The sequence below is a fragment of the Kitasatospora sp. NPDC001309 genome, assembly GCF_042896295.1.
In the GTDB taxonomy this organism is placed as follows: Bacteria; Actinomycetota; Actinomycetes; order Streptomycetales; family Streptomycetaceae; genus Kitasatospora.
The window spans coordinates 151,096-172,538 of sequence record NZ_JBIAXC010000003.1; the positions used below are offsets into that span (position 1 = coordinate 151,096).

Here is a 21,443-nt window from a genome sequence, read left to right on the forward strand (position 1 = left end):
ACTGCCTTCCTTACCCCGGGTGCGGGGTGGTCGAGGGTTCCGGGGCGGGGCCGGGGGCGGCGGGCCGTGGTGTGCGGCGCCGCCCCCGGCGTCCGGGTCAGTGGTTCAGTGCGGTCTGCACGATCTTGACGATCACCATCACCATCGCGACCAGCAGGTAGACGCGCAGGGCGCCCATGCCGAGCTTGCGGGTGGTGGACATCACCGGCTTCTCCAGGGTCTCCAGCGGGGGCATCCGCCAGTTCTCCCGGCCGGTGCGGTCGATCGGGTCCTCCTTGGTGCCGCGGCGGCCGGAGAGGAAGGAGTACCCGGCGACCAGGACGCCCGCCACCCCGCAGCCGGCCATGATCCGCAGGATCGCGTCCGAGCTGATGTCCGGCCAGACGACGGCCGCGGTGAGGATCAGCGACAGCGTGACCAGCACGCCGACCACGGCGGCGGTGAAGGCGTTGGTCTTGGGACCGTTCACCCAGGGGCCGAGCACCGCCTTGTCGTTGCAGAGCAGCAGCAGGAAGACGGTGGCGGAGGGCAGCAGCACCCCGGCCAGCACCTGGACGAACTGGGTCATCAGGCCCTGCATGTAGCCGGTGGACAGCAGGGTGATGGCGGCCGCGGCGATCACCAGGCCCGCGTAGATGCCGTAGAAGCCCTTGGCGCCCTTGACCCCGCGGTGCAGCGAGTGCTTGATGCCGAAGACGTCGCCGATGGCGTAGGCGGTGGAGAGCGAGACGGCGAAGGCGCCGATGATCGAGGCGTCCAGCAGGGCGATGGCGAACAGCACGCCCGCCAGGTGGCCGGCCTTGTCCTCGATGCCCTTGGCGACGGCCCCGGCGTCGGAGAACCGGCCGAAGCCGTCGGTGCCCGCGAAGGCGGCGGCGGTGAAGCCCATCATGGCGGCGGCGCCGATGATCACGATCGCGATGCCGATCCAGAGGTCGGCCTTCTCGTACTTCATGAAGCGCGGGGTGATCCGCTTGTCGATGACGTACGACTGCTGGAAGAACAGCTGCCAGGGGGCGACGGTGGTGCCGACGATCGAGATGATCACCAGCATGACCGCGGCCAACTCGCCCGCGCCGCCCGGCATCTGCGGCACCACGAAGTCGTGGGCCATCTGCGAGGTCTTCGGGTGGACCATGAAGTAGATCGGCACCAGCAGCAGCGAGCCTATGCACAGGGTCACCGCGACCCGCTCGAAGCGCTGGAAGGAGCCGGTGAAGGCCGAGGCGATGATGATCGCCGCCGCCAGCACCACCGAGGCGACCTTGGGCAGGCCCAGGTAGCCGGCCGCGAGCGTCACGCCGATGAACTCGGTGACCAGGGTGAGGGCGTTGAGCAGGAAGAGGTCGATGACGCTGAACGCGCCCCAGAACTTGCCGAAGCGCTCCAGGATCAGCCGGGCGTGGCCGACACCGGTGACCGCGCCCAGGCGCAGCACCATCTCCTGGTTGACGTACAGCACGGGCACCAGCATCAGCAGCGTCCACAGCAGCTGGGTGCCGTAGTTCTGGCCGGCCTGGCCGTAGGTGGAGAAGGCACCGGCGTCGTTGTCGCCGACCATCACGATCAGGCCGGGGCCGACGATCGCCAGCAGGGTCTTGAGTCTTGCCGACAGGCCTTGGCGCGGTGCGTCGTCATCGAGCTTGATGGTGCCGAGCGCACCCTTGATGTCGCCGACGTGGGCGTCGTCCAGTACGGCCGAACGCTGCTTCTGCGGCTTGGAGTTGAGTGTGGCGTTGGTGGTCATGACGTTCCTCCCGTGGACCCCGGGACAGGCGGGGTGATGGGGGCGCGCAGCAGTAATTCCCCCTGCGTGCGGGCACGGCGCACCGGCCCGCGGCGGGGCGGTGCCCGGGCGGGCACGGCGGAGCCGCGTGCGTGCTGGCGAACGGTGCGACGACGTCGCCGCCATGACGTGACGGTGCGTCAGTTGTACGCGCAGGGAAGGTTGTTACCGCGTGCCGGAGGTGTACGAGGACAGGCGGGGGCAGGGGCTACTGTGGCCCGGACTACTGCAATCCATGTCTCTCGCCTCCTCCCGGTCGACGCACCCCGTGGTGCGTGTCATCGACACGGCAAGGAGTTCACCGGCGCGCGCGACTGCCACCGGTTCACCCCAACTCGTCAGAGCTTTGGCACTCCACGGCGTGTCCAACCCGTTCGGGTCGGAAGCCACTTCGGATCAACCCTTAGGTCGGGAAGATCTGTCCTAACCCTGGGCGTCTCTCGACGTCGTCGGATCAGTGGCCTGTGTCCGTGAAGAAGCCTCACCGAACGAGGTGCCTTCTTCAAACCTCCAGAAGCATAGACCGACGGAAGCGCGATACTTGCGCACTTGGTAGAACCTTTACCTTTCGCGAGGCGTGACGTCCGTCCGGGTGACGCGGGTTTGAGCGCCACGTGACGACGGAACGACTTCCCGCCGGATCCGTACCCGCACACGCACACGCAGCTGAGGGGTGGCATGGCGACCGCAGGCTCCCAGACCGCAGGACCTCCGGGGGCTCCCCGGCGGGCGAGGGCGCTGGCACTCGCCCGGCGCCCGAAGCTCTGGCTCTTCCCCGGCGTCCTGTGCGCCCTGGTGGCCGCGCTGCTCTCGCTGCTCTACCTGGGCGGCATCGTCAACCCGACCGGGCACCTGCACCGGCTGCCGATCGCCCTGGTGAACGCCGACCAGGCCCCGCCCCCGCCCGGCCAGCCGGTCAACCTCGGCACCCAGCTGACCCGCGCCGTGGTGGCCGGGACCCCGGACGACACCGTCCGCTGGCGCCAGACCGACGACGCGGGCGCCCGTGACCTGCTCGCCGCCGGCAAGGTCTACGGCGTGCTGCTCGTCCCCGCCGACTTCACCGCCACCGTCACCGCGCTCGCCGCCGGCCGGGCCACCCACCGGCCCACCCTCACCGTCCTCACCAACCCCGGCCTGGGCAGCCTCGGCTCCTCGATCGCCGCCCAGATCGCCCAGAACGCCGCCCACCAGGCCTCGGTCGCGGCCGGACAGCGGCTGCTGGCCGCCGTACCGGCCCAGGGCGGCCCGGGCGCCCAGGGGCCGGACACCGGCGCCACCGCCCGGCTGCTGCTCGCCGACCCGTTCGCCGTCGCCACCCAGGTCGGCCACCCGATCGGCAGCCACAGCGGCCTCGGCCTGAGCGCCTTCTACTTCACCCTGCTCGCCGTGCTGACCGGCTTCATCGGCGGCAACATCATCCACAACGGCGTCGACACCGCGCTCGGCTACAGCGACAGCGAGATCGGCCCCTGGCACACCCGCCGCCCGACCGTCCCGGTCAGCCGCACCCAGACCCTGCTGCTCAAGATGCTGATGACCGCCGGGATCATGCTGGTCACCACCTCCCTGGTGCTGCTCTGCACGGCCGGGATCCTCGGCATGGACGCCCCGCACCAGGCCCTGCTGTGGGTGTTCGCCTACTGCGCCAGCCTCGCCGTCGGCCTCGGCGTGCAGGCGATCAACGCCGCGTTCGGCGGGATCGGGCAGCTGGTGTCCATGTTCGTGTTCATCGCGCTCGCCCTGCCGTCCTCCGGGGCGACCGTCCCGCTCCAGGCGGTGCCCGGCTTCTACCGCTTCCTGGCCGTCTTCGAGCCGATGCGGCAGCTGAGCGACGGCATCCGGGCGATCCTCTTCTTCGACGCCCGCTCGGACGCCGGACTGGCCCGCGGCTGGGTCATGATCGCCATCGGGGTGGCGCTGGCCCTGGCCTTCGGCTTCGGGATGACCCGCTACTACGACCGCAAGGGCCTGCACCGCTGGACGCCCCAGCCCTCGGAGTAGGCCGGTCTAGCTCTTCGTCACGGTCACCTTGAGGTGCTTCATGATCGGCTGGTCGCTCTGGGTGCTGTGGTCGCCGATCGCGCACAGCACGTTCAGCTCCGGCATGTACCCGGCCGCGCAGCCGCGCGGGATGTCGTACGGGACGGCCAGGTAGCCGTGCACCGAGCGGGTGGAGCCGTCCCGGGCGGTGCTGGTGACGTCCACCGGGTCGAACTCGGCGATGCCGCGCTCGCGCATGTCGTCCCGGTTGAGGAAGACCAGGGTGCGCAGGTTCTGCACGCCCCGGTAGCGGTCGTCGTCCGAGTAGATGGTGGTGTTCCACTGGTCGTGCGAGCGCATCGTGCCGAGCGCCAGGGTGCCGGGCGCGGGGACGACGTCGGGCAGCGCGGCGGCGGAGAACTCGGCCTTGCCGGAAGGGGTGAGGAAGACCAGTTCGCGGGCGGGCTGCTTGATCCGGAAGCCCAGCGGCAGCCGCACCCGGCGGTTGAAGTCCTCGAAGCCGTCCAGGACTTCGGCCATGGTGTCGCGGATCCGGTCGTAGTCCTCGATGTACCACTCCCACGGGGTGGGGCTGTCCGGCAGGGCCGCGCGGGCCATCCCGGCGACGATCGCCGGCTCGGAGAGCAGGTGCGGTGAGGCCGGGCGCTTCATGCCGGCCGACAGGTGCACCATGCTCATCGAGTCCTCGACCGAGGTGGACTGCACCCCGGCGCGCTGGTGGTCCTTCTCGGTCCGGCCGAGGCAGGGCAGGATCAGCGCCCGGCGGCCGTGCACCAGGTGGCTGCGGTTCAGCTTGGTGCTCACCTGGACGGTCAACTCGCAGGTGCGCAGGGCCTGGTAGGTGTAGGGGGAGTCCGGGGCGGCGAGCGCGAAGTTGCCGCCCATGCCGACGAAGACGGTCACCTCGCCGCGCCGCATCGCCTCGATCGTCCCGACCGTGTCCAGGCCGTGGGCGCGCGGCGGGTCGATCCGGCAGACCGCGCCGAGCCGGTCCAGGAAGGCGTCGGCCGGCCGGTGGTCGATCCCGCAGGTGCGGTTGCCCTGCACGTTGCTGTGCCCGCGCACCGGCGAGGGCCCGGCCCCCTCCCGGCCCAGGTTGCCGCGCAGCAGCAGCAGGTTGACGATCTCCCGCACGGTGTCCACCCCGTGCTCGTGCTGGGTGACGCCCAGGCACCAGCTGAAGATCGAGCGGTCCGCCTCGCGGTAGACCCGCGCCGCCTTGAGGATCTCCGCCCGGCCCAGCCCGCTCTGGCGCTCCAGCTCCGCCCAGGGCGTCTGCTCGCAGACGCGCCGGTAGGCCGCGAAGCCGCTGGTGTGCCGCTCGATGAAGAGCCGGTCCAGTGCCCCGTCGTCGGCCGCCGACTGCTCCAGGAGCGCCTTCGCCATGCCGCGCAGCAGCGCCATGTCGCCGCCGATCCGCGGCTGGAGGTTGAGCGTGCTGGTGCGGGTCGCCCGGTTCAGCGCCATGTCGGTGAAGTCGTGCGGGATGATCGTCCGGGTCGCCGCCGCCTCGACCAGCGGGTTGACGTGCACGATCTGCGCGCCGCGCCGGAAGGCCTCGGCGAGCGAGGTGAGCATCCGGGGCGCGTTGGAGGCCGCGTTGACACCCAGGATGAACAGCGCGTCGGTGACCTCCCAGTCCTTGAGGTCGACCGTCCCCTTCCCGGTGCCCAGCGCCGCCTGGAGGGCCCGTCCACTGGCCTCGTGGCACATGTTGGAGCAGTCGGGGAGGTTGTTGGTGCCCAGCTCGCGGGCCATCAGCTGGTACAGGAAGGTCGCCTCGTTGCCGAGCCGGCCGGAGGTGTAGAACGCCGCCCGGTTCGGGTCGTCCAGCCCCCGCAGGGTGCGGCCGACCAGGTCGAACGCGTCCTTCCAGCCGATCGGCAGGTAGTGGTCGGTGTCCGGGTCGTAGACCATCGGCTCGGTGAGCCGGCCCTGGTCCTCCAGGGCGAAGTCGCTCCAGTCGGACAGCTCGGTCACCGAGTGCGCGGCGAAGAACTCCCGGCCGACCCGCTTGCGGGTCATCTCCCAGGTGACGTGCTTGATGCCGTTCTCGCAGATGTCCAGGTGCAGGCCCTTGGTGTCGTCCGGCCAGGCGCAGCCCGGGCAGTCGAAGCCGCCGTTCTCGTGGTTCATCCGCATGACGGCCCGCGGGCCGTCCAGGTACGCCCCCTCGCGGGCCATGAAACGGGTGACGCTCTTCGCCGCGCCCCAGCCGGCGGCGGGGTGGTGGTACGGCGCGTAGCGGGGCGGCGCGGCGGGGGAGGGGCCGACCTCCTCCGGCCGCTGCGGGGCGGCGGTGGCTTCGTCGTCGGAGGTGGTCACGGTGCTCGCCTTCCGTCGCGCGGCTGGGTCACTCGGGGTCCGGGTCGACGCTACGCCGGGCCGTCGGCCCCCGCGCGTCGACCGCTACGGCTCCCGAGCACCGACCGTTACGGCTCCCGCGCGTCGACCGTTGCGGCTCCCGCGCGTCGACAGCTACGCCTTCGGCAGGGCGCCCAGCACCCCGGCCAGGTCCGTCCGCCGGGCCACCTCCCGCAGGGCGCGGGCCATCACCGACCCCGGCTCCCGGGCCGCGGTCACCAGCCCGATCGGCGTGCTGTGCACCGGCTCCACCAGCGGGACGGCCCGCATCCCGGGCGGCACCCCGAACACGTGCAGCCAGGCGTACGGCACCACGCTCGCCCAGTGGCCGGTGCGCACGTGCGCGAACAGCGAGCCCACCGAGTCCGTCTCCACCCGGGGCGCCGGCGCCAGTCCGAGGCCCGCGAAGACCCCATCCAGCACCCGGCGGCCCTGCATGCCCGGGTGCAGCAGGCACAGCGGCAGCCGGGAGGCCTCCGTCCAGGTGGCGTGCGGCTGCCCGGCGAGACCGTCGGCGGGGCCGGTCAGCAGGACGTACCGCTCCTCGTACAGCGGGACGGTGCGCACGCCCTCGGTGCCCTGCTCCGGGAGGTAGCTGAGGCCCGCGTTGATCTCGAAGTCCCGTACCTGGCGCAGGAGTTCATCGGCGCGCAGGTCGGTGGACAGCTCCACGGCGGCCAGCGGGTGGGCGGTGCAGAACGGTCCGGTGAGCAGCGGGACGGCCCCCGAGGCGGTCGGCACCGAGCCGATCCGCAGCCGTCCGCTCAGCCCGGTGCGCAGCGCGTCCACCTCGTCGCGCAGGGCGTCCCGGTCGGCCAGGATGCGCTGCGCCCACCGCACGATCCGCTCGCCCTCGGGGGTCAGGCCCTCGTACGCCCGGCCGCGCCGCACCAGCAGCACCCCCAGTTCGTCCTCCAGCTTGCGCAGCGCCTCGGACAGCGCCGGCTGGGAGACCCGGCAGGCCTGGGCGGCGCGGGCGAAGTGCCGCTCGCGGGCCAGGGCGACCAGGTACTCGAGCTGGCGGAACAGCATCTACTCGGCCTCGGCCTCGGCGGCGTGCCCGGCCTCGGTCGGGTCGGTCAGGTCGATCCGGTCGGTGCGGGTGTACACGTTCATCGAGTCGCCGCGCAGGAAGCCGACCAGGGTCAGCCCGCTCTCCTCGGCCAGGTCCACCGCCAGCGAGGACGGCGCGGAGACGGCGGCGAGCGCGGGGATGCCGGCCATCACCGCCTTCTGCACCAGCTCGAAGGAGGCCCGGCCGCTGACCATCAGCACCGTGCCCCGGGCCGGCAGCAGGCCCTCGCGCAGCGCGTGGCCGACCACCTTGTCCACCGCGTTGTGCCGCCCCACGTCCTCGCGCAGGCAGAGCAGCCGCCCCTGGGCGTCGAACAGCCCGGCCGCGTGCAGGCCGCCGGTGCTGTCGAAGACCTTCTGGGCGGCGCGCAGCCGGTCCGGCAGCGCGGACAGCAGCTCGGGGGTGATCCGCAGCCCGTCCGCCGCGACGCTCCACGGCGCGGTGGTGCGCACCGCGTCCAGGCTGGCCTTGCCGCACAGGCCGCAGGAGGAGGTGGTGTAGAAGTTGCGCTCCAGCGAGGCGTCCGGGGCGGGCACACCGGCCGCGAGCACCACGTCCACCACGTTGTAGGTGTTGCCGCCGTCGGCGGTGGCCCCGGCGCAGTAGCGGATCCCGGCCAGGTGGTCGGCGGCGTGCAGCACGCCCTCGCTGACCAGGAAGCCGGCCGCGAGGTCGAAGTCGCTGCCGGGGGTGCGCATGGTCACCGTCAGCGGACGGCCGCCGACCCGGATCTCCATCGGCTCCTCGGCGGCCAGGGTGTCGGGGCGGTGCGAGGGCACGCCCTTGCGCAGCCGCAGCACCCTGCGGGGTACGGTCACTCGGCCCATGGTCGTCGGCTCCTCGGGTGGGTCGCGGGTCGCGGGTCGTGGGTCGGCCTCGCGGCCGGTCAGGTCTGTACGGATGAATCCTCGCGCGTTTCCGGGCCGGCCGGGTGCCCGGGCAGGTGGCGGCGGCTGTGCGCGCCGGTGACCGCCAGGCAGAGCACGCCGACGGCGGCCATGCCGACCAGCAGCGCCGGGTAGGACGCGCGCCCGGCCGTGCCGGCCAGCAGCAGCGGGGTGAGGAAGCCGCTGGAGGTGGTGCTCTGGTAGAGCGCGGCGGAGGTCGGTCCGGCGGGGTTGCGTCCGGTGGCGCCTCCGGCGCTGCGGGCGGTGAGCCGCTCCACCTCGTGCAGGCCCGCGCCGAGGGTCAGTCCGTACCCGGTGCCGAGCACGACGGCGGCCGCCAGCACCAGCCCCACCGAGTCGCGGTCGGCGGCCAGCGCGCCGAGCAGCAGTCCGGCGATCACCGTCGCCATCGCGGTGAGGGTGGCCCGGGCGCTGCCCGCGTCGTCCAGCCGGGCCGCGAAGGGCTGGGCGAGCACCCCCATGGCGAGCGTCAGGGCCGCCACCAGACCGCTGAACAGCGGTGCGTAGCCCGGCAGATGGTGGGCGACCAGCGGCGGCAGCACAACGTAGCCGACGGTCGCGGCGCCCAGCACGGCGGGGCTGGCGGGCAGCACGACGTAGCGGAACCGGGGGTGCTGCACGGCCGCGCGGTGGTGCTCCGCGGGCCGGACCGGGCGGCCCACCGGCGCCGCGTCCGGGAGCCGGCCGGTGGCCCGCAGGACCAGCAGACAGGCCGCGGCGTGGGCGAGACAGGGCACGAGGGTCGGACCGGGCAGCCACTCCGAGAGGACGCCGGAGGCCAGCGCACCGGCCGAGAAGCCGATCCCGGTGGCGTACATCGCGCGGCGCGCGGCGGCCACCGGCGACACCCCGGGGGCGGAGAGCTCCCGCAGCCAGGTCGTCCCGGCCGGGAACACCAGCCCGGCCGCGAAGCCGGTCGCCAGCCGGGCGGCGTACCCGGTGGGCTCGTCGCCCAGCGCCAGCAGCGCGCTGGCGGCCGCCGACAGGGCGAGCCCGGCCCGCACCGTGCGCCGGCGCCCGTACCGGTCCGCGGCCGGGCCGCCCAGCAGCAGCCCGGGCACCAGCCCGACCAGGTACACCGAGAACATCCCGGCCAGCGACACCGGCGACCAGTGCGTGTGCGCCCGGTAGACGCTCGCCAGCGCGGTGAACTGGTTCGCTCCCCAGGCGGCGACCGCCACGGCGGCCGCGGCCGGTATCCAGCGGGCGGTGCGCACGTGCGGGGTCTCCTCGGACGGTTCGCTCGGACGGGGAATCCGGCGGCGGTGGGCCGCCCGTCCAGTGTCCTGTCCGGCATCGTCGCAGGTCAAAGAGGTCGTACCAGTCGTCCGATCGGCGCGGCCTATCGAACGGGACGACCCCCGACGGCCCCGGTCAGCCGCCGCCGCCCACCGCCAGCACGACCGCGCTCGCCGCGCCGCCCGGCGTCTCGTAGTTCACCGTCTCCCCGGCGTGGCGGCCCAGCAGCGCCTTCCCGAGCGGGCTGTCGTACGTCACCAGGGTCAGCTCGCGCTCCTCGGCCAGCTCGGAGATCTCGACGGTCTCCTGCTCGCCGTCGGAGAACCGCACGGTGACCGTCGACCCCACCCCGATCACGTCCGTGGACGGCGCCCCGGCCACCTCGGCCTCCCGCAGCCGCCCCTCCAGCTCGACGATCCGCCGGTCCAGCCGCGTCACGTCCGAGGCCCGCTGCAACTCGTCCGCCGCGTCGGCGCGGTCCCCCACCGGATCCTCCCCGCGCAGGGTCGCGGCCACCTCCCCCCGCTCCGCCCGCAGCTGCGCCAACTCCTCCTGCACGGCACGCAGCCCCTCGGCACTGATCGGTTCCGGCCCACCGCTCATCGCACGCTCCCGGGTCTCTGAGGGAACACCCAAACACCGGTCGCCTCTCATTACCCCACCCCACCGAAGCCCGGGCAAATCCTCGGCGGACGCGGGCCGGGACGCGCGACGGGACGCAGGCCGGGACGCGCGACGGGGCACCGGCCCGGCCCGGCCGGGGGTCAGCGGGTGAGCAGTTCGGCCGGGACGACCGGTTCGAGGAAGCGGCTGGCGGCGCCGTGCCAGGAGACGGCGAGGGCCTCGCGGGCGCGGGTGCAGGCCACGAACAGCAGGTTCAGCTCACCGTTGAGGTCCTCCCGGTGCTGCTGCGGGTCGGTGTCCTCCGGGGTGAGCGCGTTGCCGTTGGGCACCATGGCGTCGCCGACGCCCACCACGGCGACGCAACGGAACTCCAGCCCCTTCATCCGGTGCATGGTGCCGATCCGCACGCCGGGGGCCGGCGCGCTGCCGAGCAGGTGGGCCGGGGTGCCGGCCTGCTCCAGCGCCCGGGCCGTGTCGCGGCCGAGTTGGGCGGTGCGGGTGGCGACGCCGATGTCCTCCGGGCCGACCCCCGAGGCGGTCCACGCCTCGATCCGGGCGACCAGGGCCCGGAGCTCCTCGTCCTGGTCGGCGTGGCCGCGCGCCTCGGGCTGGGCGCCGTGCAGGGTCGAGTGGTAGCCGGCCAGCGACTCCTCGCCGCCGTCCAGGTCGTCCGGGCGTTCGCCGGTGAGCAGTGAGGCGGCCCAGCTCAGGATCTCCTGCGTGGTGCGGTAGTTGACGCGCAGTCGGGAGGAGCGGCCGACCACCTGGATGCCGAGCGAGCGCAGCGAGACCTTGTTGCCGTAGATCCGCTGGTGGGGGTCGCCGGCCAGGAACAGGTCGTCCGGTCCGGGGGCGGCGAGTGCGCGCAGGAAGCGCCACTGCGCGGGGTGGAGGTCCTGCGCCTCGTCGACCACCACGTGCCGGAACGGGCGTTCGTCCCGTTCGTCGAGGGACCGGGCGGCGTGCGCGCAGACCTGGAGGAAGGTCCGCTCCCCGCTCTGCCGCAGCTCCTCCTCGAACGCGGCCACCGTGCGCCACAGTTGGGCGCGTTGCAGCGGGCCGAGCGCGGTGCCCCGGCCGGTCCGGGGGGCCTTGAGGTACTGCTCGGGGCTCTCGATCGCCTGGGCCAGGACGACCTGCCGCCACTCCTGGTCCAGGAAGACGTCGGTGAAGTCGACCCCGAGCCGCTGCCCGACCCGGCGCCAACGTGCCAGCACCGCCCGCTGGTTGAACAGGATCTTCAACGGGGCGCCGCCGAGCGAGCGGCGCAGCACCTCGTTCGCCAGGGCGTCGACGGTGACCACCCGGACCTTGGCCCGGATCCGCCCGTCGGTGATCAACAGGCCCAGGCAGCGATCCAGTTCGGCGGCGAGGTCCTTGGTGTAGGTGGTGAGCAGCACCGACCCGTCGGGGGCGTCGGCGGGCAGCCGGCGGGCCAGGTGGTAGGCCCGGTGCAGGGCGACCACGGTCTTGCCGGTCCCGGGGCCGCCGGTGACCCGGGCCGGGCCCTGGTACGAACCCCGGTAGGCGATCCGGTACTGGGCCGGGTGCAGGAAGATCCGCCAGGCGTCGAAGGGGCGCTCCAGGATCTCCTGGAGCTCCTCGGGCCCGGACACCAGGGCGACCCGGCCGCGGGCGTGGGCCATCGCCGAGACCAGTTCGTCCCCGGGGCGCCCGGTGCCCGCCGGGTCCGCCGCCCGCGCGTACGCCTGGACGATCTCGCGGTCGATCTCGGCCGGTTCCATCCCGCTGGCCAGGCCGATCAGCACGTCGAACTGCTGCTCCGGCAGGACCCGGTGGAGCGCCTCCAGGTGCGCCTCGTCGGGCAGCAGGCGGATGATCGGCAGGATCTCCTCCTCGATGCCCAGGCTGCGCAGGACCTTGTCGGAGCGGTCGGCGAAGAGCCGCTGGGGTTCGTCCGAGGCCCGGGCCCGCAGTGAGGCGGAGGCGCGCTCCAGGGCGACGTCGTTGCGGATCTCGACGCCCTGGGTGGCGGCGTTCACCGAGGCGCGGTGCTTGAGCGCCCAGTCGTTGGCCTTGTCGTGGGGGAGCACCTTGAGCAGCAGGTAGCCGTCGCCCCGGTCGGCCTTGAGGACGACCCCGCGCCAGAAGTCGGTGATCCGGATGGTCCGGATGCGCGGGTCCCGCTGGTGGGTGAGCTTCTCCAGGTGGGTGCCGGCGTGGGTGGCCCCGGTGAACTTCTCGAAGGTCTCGAAGACCCGCCGCTGCACCGACCGCTCCAGTGCCGCGAACTCCATCAGGAAGTCCCGGTGCATCCCCAACGTCGCCACCCGGGCCCCCTCACGCCTCTGTCCGGATCTTCGGTGTGCCCACTCTACTGGGGGACTTGGAGGTGGCGGTGGTCACCTCCGGGGGCGGGGAGGCGGGGGAAAGCGCAGGTCGCAGGGGTGGGGCGGAGCGGCGGGGGAGGGACCGGCCGTCGGGCCGGAAGCGGGCGAAGCTACCATGTGCGCAACACCCTCAGCTCGAAAGATGGACTTGTGACTGTCAACGACGACGTGTTCACGGACTGGAAGAACCGCGAGGAGATCGCGGAGTCGATGATCCCGATCATCGGGCGACTGCACCGGGAGAAGGACGTCACCGTCCTGCTCCACAGCCGTTCCCTGGTGAACAAGTCGGTGGTCAGCATCCTCAAGACGCACCGCTTCGCCCGGCAGATAGCCGGCGAGGAGCTCTCGGTCACCGAGACGATGCCGTTCCTGGACGCCCTGACCACCCTGGACCTCGGCCCCTCGCAGATCGACCTGGCGATGCTCGCCTCGGCCTACCGGGCGGACGACCGGGGCCTGTCGGTGGCGGAGTTCACCGCCCAGGCCGTCGCCGGTGCCACCGGTGCCAACAAGCTGGAGCGCCGGTCCGCGCAGGACGTCGTGCTGTACGGGTTCGGCCGCATCGGCCGGCTGGTCGCGCGGCTGCTGATCGAGAAGGCCTCGGGCAACGGCCTGCGGCTCAAGGCCATCGTCGTGCGCAACGGCGGCGGCGACGACCTGGTCAAGCGCGCCTCGCTGCTGCGCCGGGACTCGATCCACGGCCAGTTCCAGGGCACGATCACCGTCGACGAGGCGAACAACAAGATCGTCGTCAACGGCAACGAGATCACGGTGATCTACTCCAACGACCCGAGCGAGGTCGACTACACGGAGTACGGGATCAAGGACGCGATCCTGATCGACAACACCGGCCGGTGGCGTGACCGCGAGGGCCTGTCCAAGCACCTGCGCCCCGGCATCGCCAAGGTCGTGCTGACCGCCCCGGGCAAGGGCGACGTCCCGAACATCGTGCACGGCGTCAACCACGACATGATCAAGCCGGACGAGCAGATCATCTCCTGCGCCTCCTGCACCACCAACGCGATCGTCCCGCCGCTCAAGGCGATGGAGGACGAGTACGGCGTCGTGCGCGGCCACGTCGAGACCGTCCACTCGTTCACCAACGACCAGAACCTGTTGGACAACTACCACAAGGCCGACCGTCGCGGCCGCTCGGCGCCGCTGAACATGGTGATCACCGAGACCGGTGCCGCCTCGGCCGTCGCCAAGGCGCTGCCGGACCTCAAGGCGAAGATCACCGGCAGCTCGATCCGGGTGCCCGTTCCGGACGTGTCCATCGCGATCCTGAACCTCCAGCTCAAGCGGGAGACCACCCGCGAGGAGGTGCTGGACCACCTGCGCGAGATCTCGCTGACCTCGCCGCTCAAGCGGCAGATCGACTTCACCGACTCGCCCGACGCGGTGTCCAGCGACTTCATCGGGTCGCGGCACGCCTCGATCGTGGACGCCGGTGCGACCAAGGTCGACGGCGACAACGCGATCCTCTACCTGTGGTACGACAACGAGTTCGGCTACTCGTGCCAGGTGGTCCGGGTCGTGCAGTACATCTCGGGCGTCGAGTACCCGACGTTCCCGGTGTCGGCGGGCTGATCCGGCGGTTGACCGGTTTCGACGGGGCGGTGACCTTCTGGTCGCCGCCCCGTCGGCGTCGGGGTGGGGGAGGGGCCGTCAGGCCTTGGCCAGCCCCGCGTCCGGGACCTTGCCCGACTGCGCCTGCTCGATCCGGTTGACCAGCATCACGGCGAACCGCCGGGCGGCGGGCAGGTCCACCGGCCCGCCCTCGGTGGTCACGCTCGCCACCACGGTGCCCGAGCGCACCACGATGCTCACGCCGTCACCGTCCGCCAGCGGCCCCACGAAGGCCTGGCTCTCGCTGCCCACCGCCGGAGCCTCGACCTTCTTGAACGGCCCGACCGGGTAGGAGGCGTACGTCTCCTTCGCCCGGCTCTTCGCGGCGTCCCGGCTGGGCAGGGTCTCCACCAGGAAGCGGGTCACCAGGTCCCCCGAGGAGAACCGGACCGACCCGCTGAGCGGCTTGCCGCTGCACGGGGCCGAGGCCGTGCAGGTCACGGCGTGGTCGGCGGTGTCGACCTTGCGCTTCTCCTCCTGCCACCCGGCCATCGCCTTGGCGTCCGGCAGCACCTGCCCGACCACCTTGTCGTCCAGCAGCGGAGCCTCCAGGTCCGCGCTGGGCGCCGCCGCCGGCGCCGTCACCCCGCCGCCCGCCCCGGCCGCGGGCGCCGAGGCCCCGGCGGACCCACCCGGTGAGGGGGCCCCGGCCGCCGTCGGTGCCGACGCCGTACCGCCCGGGGCCGACGCCGTGCCACTCGGGACGGCAGCGCCCGCAGCCGTCGAACCGGGCGTCCCCGCAGCCCCCTTGGCCGCCTCCGACCCTCCGGACGAACACCCCGCCAGCACCCCGGCCAACACTCCGGCCGCCACCACGACGGTGACCCGCCGACCACCCATCCCCATGCGCCCACTCCCTTACGGCTGTCCGTGAACCCTCAAGATAGCGACCCCCCTGCACACGAACGGCCCCGGCCCGGGTCTCACGAGCCACCCCCGGCCCCACGACAACGCGGCGAGGTGCGTGCCCCGGCGTCGCGCGCCCGGCGGGAATCGTCAGACACGCCCCAGGGCGAGCAGGGTGTCCAGGGCGCAGTGGGGTACCAGCCAGCCGGGCAGCGGGCCGGTCGGGCCGGTCGCGGTGGCGCAGGCGGCGGTGAGGGCGGCCTCGGCGGCGAGCAGGCCGTCGGCGAGGACGAAGGCGACGCCGTCCACCGCGTCCGGTCCGACCAGGATCCGGGTGTGCTCGATCCGGGCCCCGGCGGGCAGGCCGCGGGTCAGCCCGTCCCGGACGGCCTCGGGGGAGGGCGGGTGCGGGGCCGGGCGGTCGGGGCGGTCCGGGGCGCGGAGGTGGAAGCGAATGGCGTGCACGTGACCCAGCCTGACGGATCGTCGGCGCCGACGGCACCCAGCCCGCTGTCAGAAAACTGTCAGGCAGCAAGATGTCACCCGTTCCCGGGCTCCGGCGCCCCCGGCTCCGGGCGGCGCTGGGCTGGGCAAACGGATGTCGGTCGGCCGTGATATGTACTCACCTGGGGCGGTCACTGTGCGGCCGTGCGATTGATGCCGATGATGTTCGAGGGGGCCACACACATGCCGCTGTTCCGACGCCGCTCGGGCGGGGAGGGCGAGCCCGGCGCGCAGGACCGCGCCGGTCGGCGCGGGTTCGGGCTGGGCCGGCGGGCCGCCTCGGCGGCGTCCGGGCCGGCCGCCGGCCCGGGGTCGGCGCCGCGGCTCGACCCGGCGTTCGGCGACGAGTCCGTGCGGGTGCTGCTCGGGCAGGCCGCCGCCGGGGACTGGACGGCGCTGCGCCCCGCGCTGGCCGCCGCGACCGGCGCCGAGCTGACCTTCCTGGTCGGCGCGGTCTCCGACGTCGCCGGGGTCGAGCAGTGGACGGCCCGCGCGGTGGCGGACGCCCCCGGCGACGCGCTGCCGCTGCTGCTCTCCGGCGCCCGGCACGTCACCTGGGCCTGGGAGGCGCGCAGCGGCGCCCGGGCCCAGCACGTCGGCGAGGAGCAGTGGAAGCTGTTCCACCAGCGGCTGGACGTCGCCGAGGAGCAGCTGCTGGAGGTCGCCGAGCGGGAGCCCGGCTGGCTCGCCCCCTGGTTCTTCCTGCAGATCAGCGCGCGCGGCGCCTCGCTCGGCGAGGAGGTCGCCACCGCCCGCTTCGAGGCGGCGGTGCGCCGGGAGCCGGGGCACCCGGGCTCGCACCGCCAGCGCCTGCAGCAGCTGTCCGCCAAGTGGGGCGGCTCGCACGACGCCATGCACGGGTTCGCCCGCTCCTCGATGCTGGCCGCCCCCGAGGGCAGCCCGCTGGGCGAGCTGGTGGCGCTCGCCCACCTGGAGCGCTGGCTGGACCTGCCGGACGGCGAGGACCACGCCTACCTGTCCGGCCCCGCCGTGGTGGCCGAGTTGCAGGAGGCCGCGTTCCGCTCCGTCCTCCACCCGGACTTCGTCCCGGACCGCGGCTGGCAGTCGAGCTTCAACACCTTCGCGATGGCCTTCTCGCTCGCCGACCAGCGCAAGACGGCGCGGCTGCTGTTCGACGCGCTGGACGGCACGGTCACCGAGTCGCCCTGGCACTACCTGGCCGGCGACCCGGTCAAGGCCTTCCGCGCCCACCGGGACCGCTGCGCCGCGTACTGACCCGCGCCCCCCGTACGTCACCCCTTCCGCATTCCGCGACCGAAAGAGCCTCCGGTGTCCCCAACCGACAACCCGACGAGTGCGCACACCTTCCAGGTGGACCTGCGCGGCCTGGTGGACCTGCTCTCCCACCACCTCTACTCCAGCCCGCGGGTCTACCTGCGCGAGCTGCTGCAGAACGCGGTGGACGCGATCTCCGCCCGCCGCGCCCTCGACCCCGGGGCGCCGGCCGCCATCACCGTCCGGGCCGACGACGGGCTGTCCGTCACCGACACCGGCATCGGCCTGACCGAGCAGGACGTCCACACCTTCCTCGCCACCATCGGCCGCAGCTCCAAGCGCGACGCCGACGGCGGGCTGGACGGCGACGGCCTGGCCCGGGCCCGCGGCGACTTCATCGGCCAGTTCGGCATCGGCCTGCTGGCCTGCTTCGTGGTCGCCGACGAGATCACCGTGGTCACCCGGCACGCGGGCAGCCCGGACGCGCCGGTGATCGAGTGGCGCGGCCTGTCCGACGGCAGCTACACCATCCGCACCCTGCCCGCCTCGGCCAAGCCCGAGCCGGGCACCACCGTCACCCTCGCCCCGCGCGCCGACGCCGCCGAGTGGACCCGCCCCGCCCGGGTGCTCACCCTGGCCCGGGACTTCGGCAGCCTGCTGCGCCACGACGTCACCGTGATCGACGCCGACGGCACCGAGCACGCGGTCAACCGCACCCCGCCGTGGGCCGAGCGGCACGGCTCCCCGCTGGCCCGGCGCGACGCGCTCGCCGAGTACTGCCGGAGCACCTTCGACTTCGTCCCGCTCGACACCATCGAGCTGGACCTCCCGCTGGTCGGCCTGCGCGGCGTCGCGTACGTGCTGCCCGACGCCGCCCCGCCCTCGCGCCGCCACGGCCACCGGGTGCACCTCAAGGGCATGCTGCTCTCCGACCAGGCCGACGAACTGCTGCCGGACTGGGCGTTCTTCGTCCGCTGCGTGGTGGACACCGACGGGCTGCGCCCGACCGCCTCGCGCGAGGGCCTGTACGCCGACGAGACGCTGGCCGCCGTCCGCGACGCGCTCGGCGCCCGGATCCGCGACTGGCTCACCGGCCTGTCCGCGAGCGACCCGGCGCTGCTGCACCGCTTCCTCTCCGTGCACCACCTGGCCGTCAAGGAACTCGCCCGCTACGACGACGAGTTGCTGCGGATGATGCTGCCCTGGCTGCCGTTCGAGACCACCGACGGCAACGTCACCCTGGACGAGTTCGCGCGCAGCCACCCGGTGGTGCTGGTGACCCGTACGGTCGAGGAGTTCCGCCAGGTCGCCCCGGTCGCCGGCGCGGCCGGGCTCGGCGTGGTCAACGGCGGCTACACCTACGACCGGGACCTGGTCCACCGGCTGCCCGAGATACGCCCCGGCGTCTCCGTCTCCGACCTCGACCCGGGCACCGTCACCGCGCACCTGGACACCGTCGACCCGGCCGCCGAACTGGCCGCCGCCACCTTCCTGGCGATCGCCCGCGAGGTGGTCGGCCGGTTCGACTGCGACGTCGCCCTGCGCAGCTTCCACCCGACCAACGCACCCGCCCTGCTGCTCGACAACCGGGAGGCCCGGCACGAGCGCACCCGCGCCCAACTCGCGGACGAGGCCGACGGGTTGTGGGCGGACATCCTGGGCTCGCTGCGCGCCGAGGCGCCCCGCGCCCAGCTGGTGCTGAACCACCTCAACCCGCTGGTGCGCCGCGCCGCCGGCGTCACCGACCACGACCTGGCCGTCACCGCCGTGGAGGCGCTGTACGGGCAGGCCGTGCTGATGACCCGCCGCCCGCTCAAGGCCAGCGAGTCGGCGCTGCTGAACCGTTCGTTCATCAGCCTGCTCGACCACGCGATGCTCGGCCACGAGGCGGCCGGCCCGGACCACGACGGCCCGAAGGGGGCGTGATGCTGGACACCCCCGGCGCGGTGATGGCCGCGCTGCGCGAGAACGACGCCCGCCCGTACGGCCGCACCCGCACCGTCACGGCCGAGGAACTCGTCGACGCCGCCGAGCAGTTCGAGGACACCGAGGTCCGCTCGATGGCCCTGCTCGAACTCATGGAGGCCTACGAGTACGACGGCGAGAGCAACAAGAGCCCGGTCGTCTTCGCCCGCATCCTCAAGCTGTGGGACCAGGACCCGGACGGCTTCGGCGACTGGGCCGCGCAGCAGGTGTTCTGGCGCTTCAAGTGGGTGGCCGGCTCGCTGCGGGACAACCCGGACGTCCCGCTGCCCGCCGTCGAGCGCTGGCTCACCGAACTGCGCGACCGCTACCGGGCGGCCGGCCACGGCCTCCAGCCGTACTACGCCCAGCGCTACCACCTGGCCCGGCACACCGGCGTCGGGGTCCAGGACGCCTACGAGCTGTGGACGGCCCGCCCGCGCACCGAGCTGAGCAACTGCCACGCCTGCGAGACCCGCGCCCGCGCCCGGCACTTCCTCGACCTCGGCGAGGACGCCCGCGCCCTGGAGACCCTCGTCCCGGTGCTGAGCGGCCGCAGCAGCTGCGCCGAGGAGCCCTGCCTCAGCCAGTCCGTCGCGCTGCTGCCGCTGCTGCGCCTGGGCCGCCTCGACGAGGCCCGCTCCACCCACCTCACCGGCTACCGCGCGGCCCGCGGCAAGGCCTCCATGCTGGCGGCGGTGGCCCGGCACATCGAGTTCTGCGCGCTGTCCGGCAACGAGCCGCGCGGGCTGGAGCTGCTCGCCGAGAACCGCGACCTGTTCGCGGTCACCGGTGAGCCCGGCGCCCGGCTGGACTTCCTGACCGGCGTCGAGGTGCTGATCGCCGGCCTGGCCGCGGCCGGCCACGGCGAGCTCGCGGTCAGCGGCCCGGCCGGCCGCGGCTGGACGGTCGACACCCTGCTCGCCCACCTGCGCACCGAGGCCGACGCCCTGGCCGCCCGCTTCGACGCCCGCAACGGCACCGACACGGTCGGCGCCGCCCGGCGGGCCCGGCTGGCCGTCCAGCCGCTGCTGGCCGAGCCGCTGGCACTGGGCGTACGGGCGGTCGCCGCACCGGAGTTGGCGGGCGCGGCCCCGGCCGTGGCCCCCGCGCCGCGGCGCACCGTCGAGGCCGTACCGGAGGACTTCGCCGCCCTGGTGCTGCGCGCCCGCGAGCTGGAGCTGCTCGGCCACCCGGACGGCGACCGGCTGTGGAAGCGGGTCGCCGAGCGGGCCGCCGCCGCGGACTTCACCCACCCGGAGCACGCCGAACTCGGCGGCCCGGAGCGGCTGCGCGCCGAACTCGCCGAGCAGCGCGCCCACGAGGCGCTGCAACGGGACGACCACGCCGAGGGCGCGGCCGGCCTGCTGGCGGCCGCCGAACTGTTCGAGCGGGCCGGGCTGCCCGGCCCGGCCCTGATGGTCCGCACCCGGACGCTGATCGTCGAACTCGGCGAGGTCGAGGGCGCGGTGGCCGACTGGCCGGCGCTGGACGCCGCGTCGGCCCGGGCCGAGGAACTGCACGCCACGGGCGACATGACGGACGACGACTACCTGATCGTCCTGCAGTCGCTCGCCTACGCCGCCCACCACGACCTGGTCGAGGCGCTGCCCGAGCCGTCCGCCGGGACGACCGCGCGCTTCGAGGCGGCCGTCGGCGGCTACCGGCGCGCGGCCGTCGAGCTGGGCTCGGCCCGCCGGGCCGCGACCTCCCGGCAGTACCTCGCCGACGCCGCCGCCCGGCAGGGCCGGTCGGCCGAGGCGGCGGCCGAACTGCGCGAGGTGCTGGCCCAGTTGGAGGCGGCCGAACTGCCCTGGCACACCCCGCGGGTGCTCGGCCTGCTCGGCCAGGTGCTGCTCCAGGGCGGCGAGCCCGGCGAGGCGGTCGAGGTGTTCCACCGGGCGCTGGCCGAGGCCGTGCGCTGGGGCGACGACGCCTACCCGTACGCGCCGACGTACATGCTGCTCGGCCACGCGGCCATGCAGGTCGAGGACTTCGGCGGGGCGGTCCGGGCGCTGTCCGAGGCCGCCGCGCGCTTCGACCGGCTGGGCGCCGGGGCGGTCGAGGACGCCGCCCGGGTACGGCTGCAGCTCGCCGACGTGCTGCGCGGCACCGGCCGGGACGCCGACGCGGTGGCCGTGCTGGAGTCCGTCCTGGACGCCTCGGCCTCGACCGCCGGCCTGGACGCCCGGATGGTCGCCCAGGCCCGGCTGGACCTCGCCCGGGGCCTGGTCGAGCTGGAGGAGTACCGGGACGCCGCCGAGGAGTACCTGCGGCTGGCCGAGCTGGTCGCCGACTGGGAGGACCAGGAGACCCACACCATGGTCGCCTGCGAGGCGGCGCTGACGCTGGCCCGGGCGGGCAGCTGGGACGCCGCCGAGGCCGCCCTCGGGCGGGCCCGGGAGGCGCACGAGGAGGCTCCGCAGGTCGACCAACTGGCATCGACCCTGCGGGAGTTGGCCCAGCTCACGGTGTGCGAGCGGGGCGGCCCGGAGTGGCTGGACGCCGCGCTCGCCCTGCTGGCCGAGGCCGACGCGCTGGGCGAGGCCGCCGAGCGGGGCGGGCAGCAGTACACCGCCTGGTACCTGCGCGGCGGTTCGCACTACGCCCGGGCGCGCTGCCTGGCCGTCGCCGACCGCTTCGAGGAGGCGCTCGCCGAGGCCGAGCGGGCCGTCGAGGTCTACGGCGAGCAGGGCGAACCGGCCGGGGCGCCGCAGCCGGAGTCGCTGCGGGCCGAGTCGGTCCGGCTGGCCGCGCTGATCGAGGGCGGCGACCTCGACCGCCCGAAGGCCGCGGTGCAGCGGCTGACCGCAGCGATCGCCCGCGCCGAGGCGGCCGGCCTGACCGAGGCGCCGCGGGTGCTCGCCGAGCTGCGGGGGCGGATCGCGGGCGACTGAGCCGGGGCGTCACCG

General features: G+C 73.8%; 14 protein-coding genes and 1 riboswitch. Of the genes, 5 read left to right on the plus strand and 9 right to left on the minus strand.

Features of this window, described 5'->3' with window-relative positions:
- Window positions 1-97: 97 nt before the first annotated feature.
- The gene (locus ACFY2K_RS04610) at window positions 98-1,747 is read right to left on the minus strand and encodes an NRAMP family divalent metal transporter (protein WP_387709562.1); all 1,650 of its coding nucleotides are present in this window, start codon (window positions 1,745-1,747) and stop codon (window positions 98-100) included.
- 361 nt (window positions 1,748-2,108) lie between these two features.
- Window positions 2,109-2,286: riboswitch (M-box (ykoK) riboswitch) on the minus strand.
- Between the two features lie 178 nt (window positions 2,287-2,464).
- On the opposite strand from ACFY2K_RS04610, the gene ACFY2K_RS04615 reads away from it, so the two are divergent.
- The gene (locus ACFY2K_RS04615; protein ID WP_387709563.1) at window positions 2,465-3,790 is read left to right on the plus strand and encodes a YhgE/Pip domain-containing protein; all 1,326 of its coding nucleotides are present in this window, start codon (window positions 2,465-2,467) and stop codon (window positions 3,788-3,790) included.
- 6 nt (window positions 3,791-3,796) lie between these two features.
- Here the strand turns inward: ACFY2K_RS04615 and ACFY2K_RS04620 are convergent, their stop codons facing one another.
- The 6 genes from ACFY2K_RS04620 to ACFY2K_RS04645 all read right to left on the minus strand — a co-directional run bounded on the left by ACFY2K_RS04620 (window position 3,797) and on the right by ACFY2K_RS04645 (window position 12,276).
- Window positions 3,797-6,115 (minus strand): FdhF/YdeP family oxidoreductase, encoded by a 2,319-nt coding sequence (locus ACFY2K_RS04620; protein ID WP_387709565.1) that lies wholly within the window; start codon window positions 6,113-6,115, stop codon window positions 3,797-3,799.
- 153 nt (window positions 6,116-6,268) lie between these two features.
- Complete coding sequence (locus tag ACFY2K_RS04625; RefSeq protein ID WP_387709567.1) at window positions 6,269-7,186, minus strand: LysR family transcriptional regulator; 918 nt, start codon at window positions 7,184-7,186, stop codon at window positions 6,269-6,271.
- A complete protein-coding gene (gene fdhD, locus ACFY2K_RS04630; RefSeq protein WP_380590226.1) occupies window positions 7,187-8,056 on the minus strand; it encodes a formate dehydrogenase accessory sulfurtransferase FdhD in 870 nt (289 codons plus the stop codon).
- Window positions 8,057-8,115: 59 nt separating this feature from the next.
- On the minus strand, window positions 8,116-9,354 hold the full coding sequence (locus tag ACFY2K_RS04635) for an MFS transporter (protein WP_387709569.1): 1,239 nt from the start codon (window positions 9,352-9,354) through the stop codon (window positions 8,116-8,118).
- 157 nt (window positions 9,355-9,511) lie between these two features.
- Window positions 9,512-9,979, minus strand: a complete 468-nt coding sequence (locus tag ACFY2K_RS04640; protein WP_387709571.1) for a GreA/GreB family elongation factor — start codon at window positions 9,977-9,979, stop codon at window positions 9,512-9,514.
- A 161-nt stretch (window positions 9,980-10,140) separates the two neighbouring features.
- On the minus strand, window positions 10,141-12,276 hold the full coding sequence (locus ACFY2K_RS04645; protein ID WP_387709723.1) for a UvrD-helicase domain-containing protein: 2,136 nt from the start codon (window positions 12,274-12,276) through the stop codon (window positions 10,141-10,143).
- 225 nt (window positions 12,277-12,501) lie between these two features.
- Here ACFY2K_RS04645 and ACFY2K_RS04650 point away from each other — a divergent pair, with 225 nt between their 5' ends.
- Window positions 12,502-13,944, plus strand: coding sequence for a glyceraldehyde-3-phosphate dehydrogenase (locus ACFY2K_RS04650; RefSeq protein WP_380396634.1), 1,443 nt, complete (start codon window positions 12,502-12,504; stop codon window positions 13,942-13,944).
- A 78-nt stretch (window positions 13,945-14,022) separates the two neighbouring features.
- On the opposite strand, the gene ACFY2K_RS04655 is transcribed toward ACFY2K_RS04650, so the two are convergent.
- A complete protein-coding gene (locus ACFY2K_RS04655) occupies window positions 14,023-14,568 on the minus strand; it encodes a hypothetical protein (protein ID WP_375894283.1) in 546 nt (181 codons plus the stop codon).
- A gap of 411 nt (window positions 14,569-14,979) precedes the next feature.
- Complete coding sequence (locus tag ACFY2K_RS04660; RefSeq protein ID WP_387709573.1) at window positions 14,980-15,294, minus strand: hypothetical protein; 315 nt, start codon at window positions 15,292-15,294, stop codon at window positions 14,980-14,982.
- Between the two features lie 222 nt (window positions 15,295-15,516).
- Here ACFY2K_RS04660 and ACFY2K_RS04665 point away from each other — a divergent pair, with 222 nt between their 5' ends.
- From ACFY2K_RS04665 to ACFY2K_RS04675, 3 genes are read left to right on the plus strand one after another with little or no spacing between them, the layout of a single operon-like run.
- Window positions 15,517-16,569 (plus strand): hypothetical protein, encoded by a 1,053-nt coding sequence (locus tag ACFY2K_RS04665; protein ID WP_387709575.1) that lies wholly within the window; start codon window positions 15,517-15,519, stop codon window positions 16,567-16,569.
- 54 nt (window positions 16,570-16,623) lie between these two features.
- Window positions 16,624-18,495 (plus strand): HSP90 family protein, encoded by a 1,872-nt coding sequence (locus ACFY2K_RS04670; protein WP_380526334.1) that lies wholly within the window; start codon window positions 16,624-16,626, stop codon window positions 18,493-18,495.
- Window positions 18,495-21,428 (plus strand): hypothetical protein, encoded by a 2,934-nt coding sequence (locus ACFY2K_RS04675; protein ID WP_380526333.1) that lies wholly within the window; start codon window positions 18,495-18,497, stop codon window positions 21,426-21,428. The genes ACFY2K_RS04670 and ACFY2K_RS04675 overlap by 1 nt, the downstream gene beginning before the upstream one ends.
- Window positions 21,429-21,443: the final 15 nt, after the last annotated feature.

Excerpts from the sequence above, each read along its gene's own strand:
- ACFY2K_RS04610 (WP_387709562.1), bottom strand. The coding sequence starts at position 1,747 with ATGACCACCAACGCCACACTCAACTCCAAGCCGCAGAAGCAGCGTTCG.
- ACFY2K_RS04615 (WP_387709563.1), top strand. The coding sequence starts at position 2,465 with ATGGCGACCGCAGGCTCCCAGACCGCAGGACCTCCGGGGGCTCCCCGG.
- ACFY2K_RS04625 (WP_387709567.1), bottom strand. The coding sequence starts at position 7,186 with ATGCTGTTCCGCCAGCTCGAGTACCTGGTCGCCCTGGCCCGCGAGCGG.
- fdhD (WP_380590226.1), bottom strand. The coding sequence starts at position 8,056 with ATGGGCCGAGTGACCGTACCCCGCAGGGTGCTGCGGCTGCGCAAGGGC.
- ACFY2K_RS04640 (WP_387709571.1), bottom strand. The coding sequence starts at position 9,979 with ATGAGCGGTGGGCCGGAACCGATCAGTGCCGAGGGGCTGCGTGCCGTG.
- ACFY2K_RS04645 (WP_387709723.1), bottom strand. The coding sequence starts at position 12,276 with ATGCACCGGGACTTCCTGATGGAGTTCGCGGCACTGGAGCGGTCGGTG.
- ACFY2K_RS04665 (WP_387709575.1), top strand. The coding sequence starts at position 15,517 with ATGCCGCTGTTCCGACGCCGCTCGGGCGGGGAGGGCGAGCCCGGCGCG.
- ACFY2K_RS04675 (WP_380526333.1), top strand. The coding sequence starts at position 18,495 with ATGCTGGACACCCCCGGCGCGGTGATGGCCGCGCTGCGCGAGAACGAC.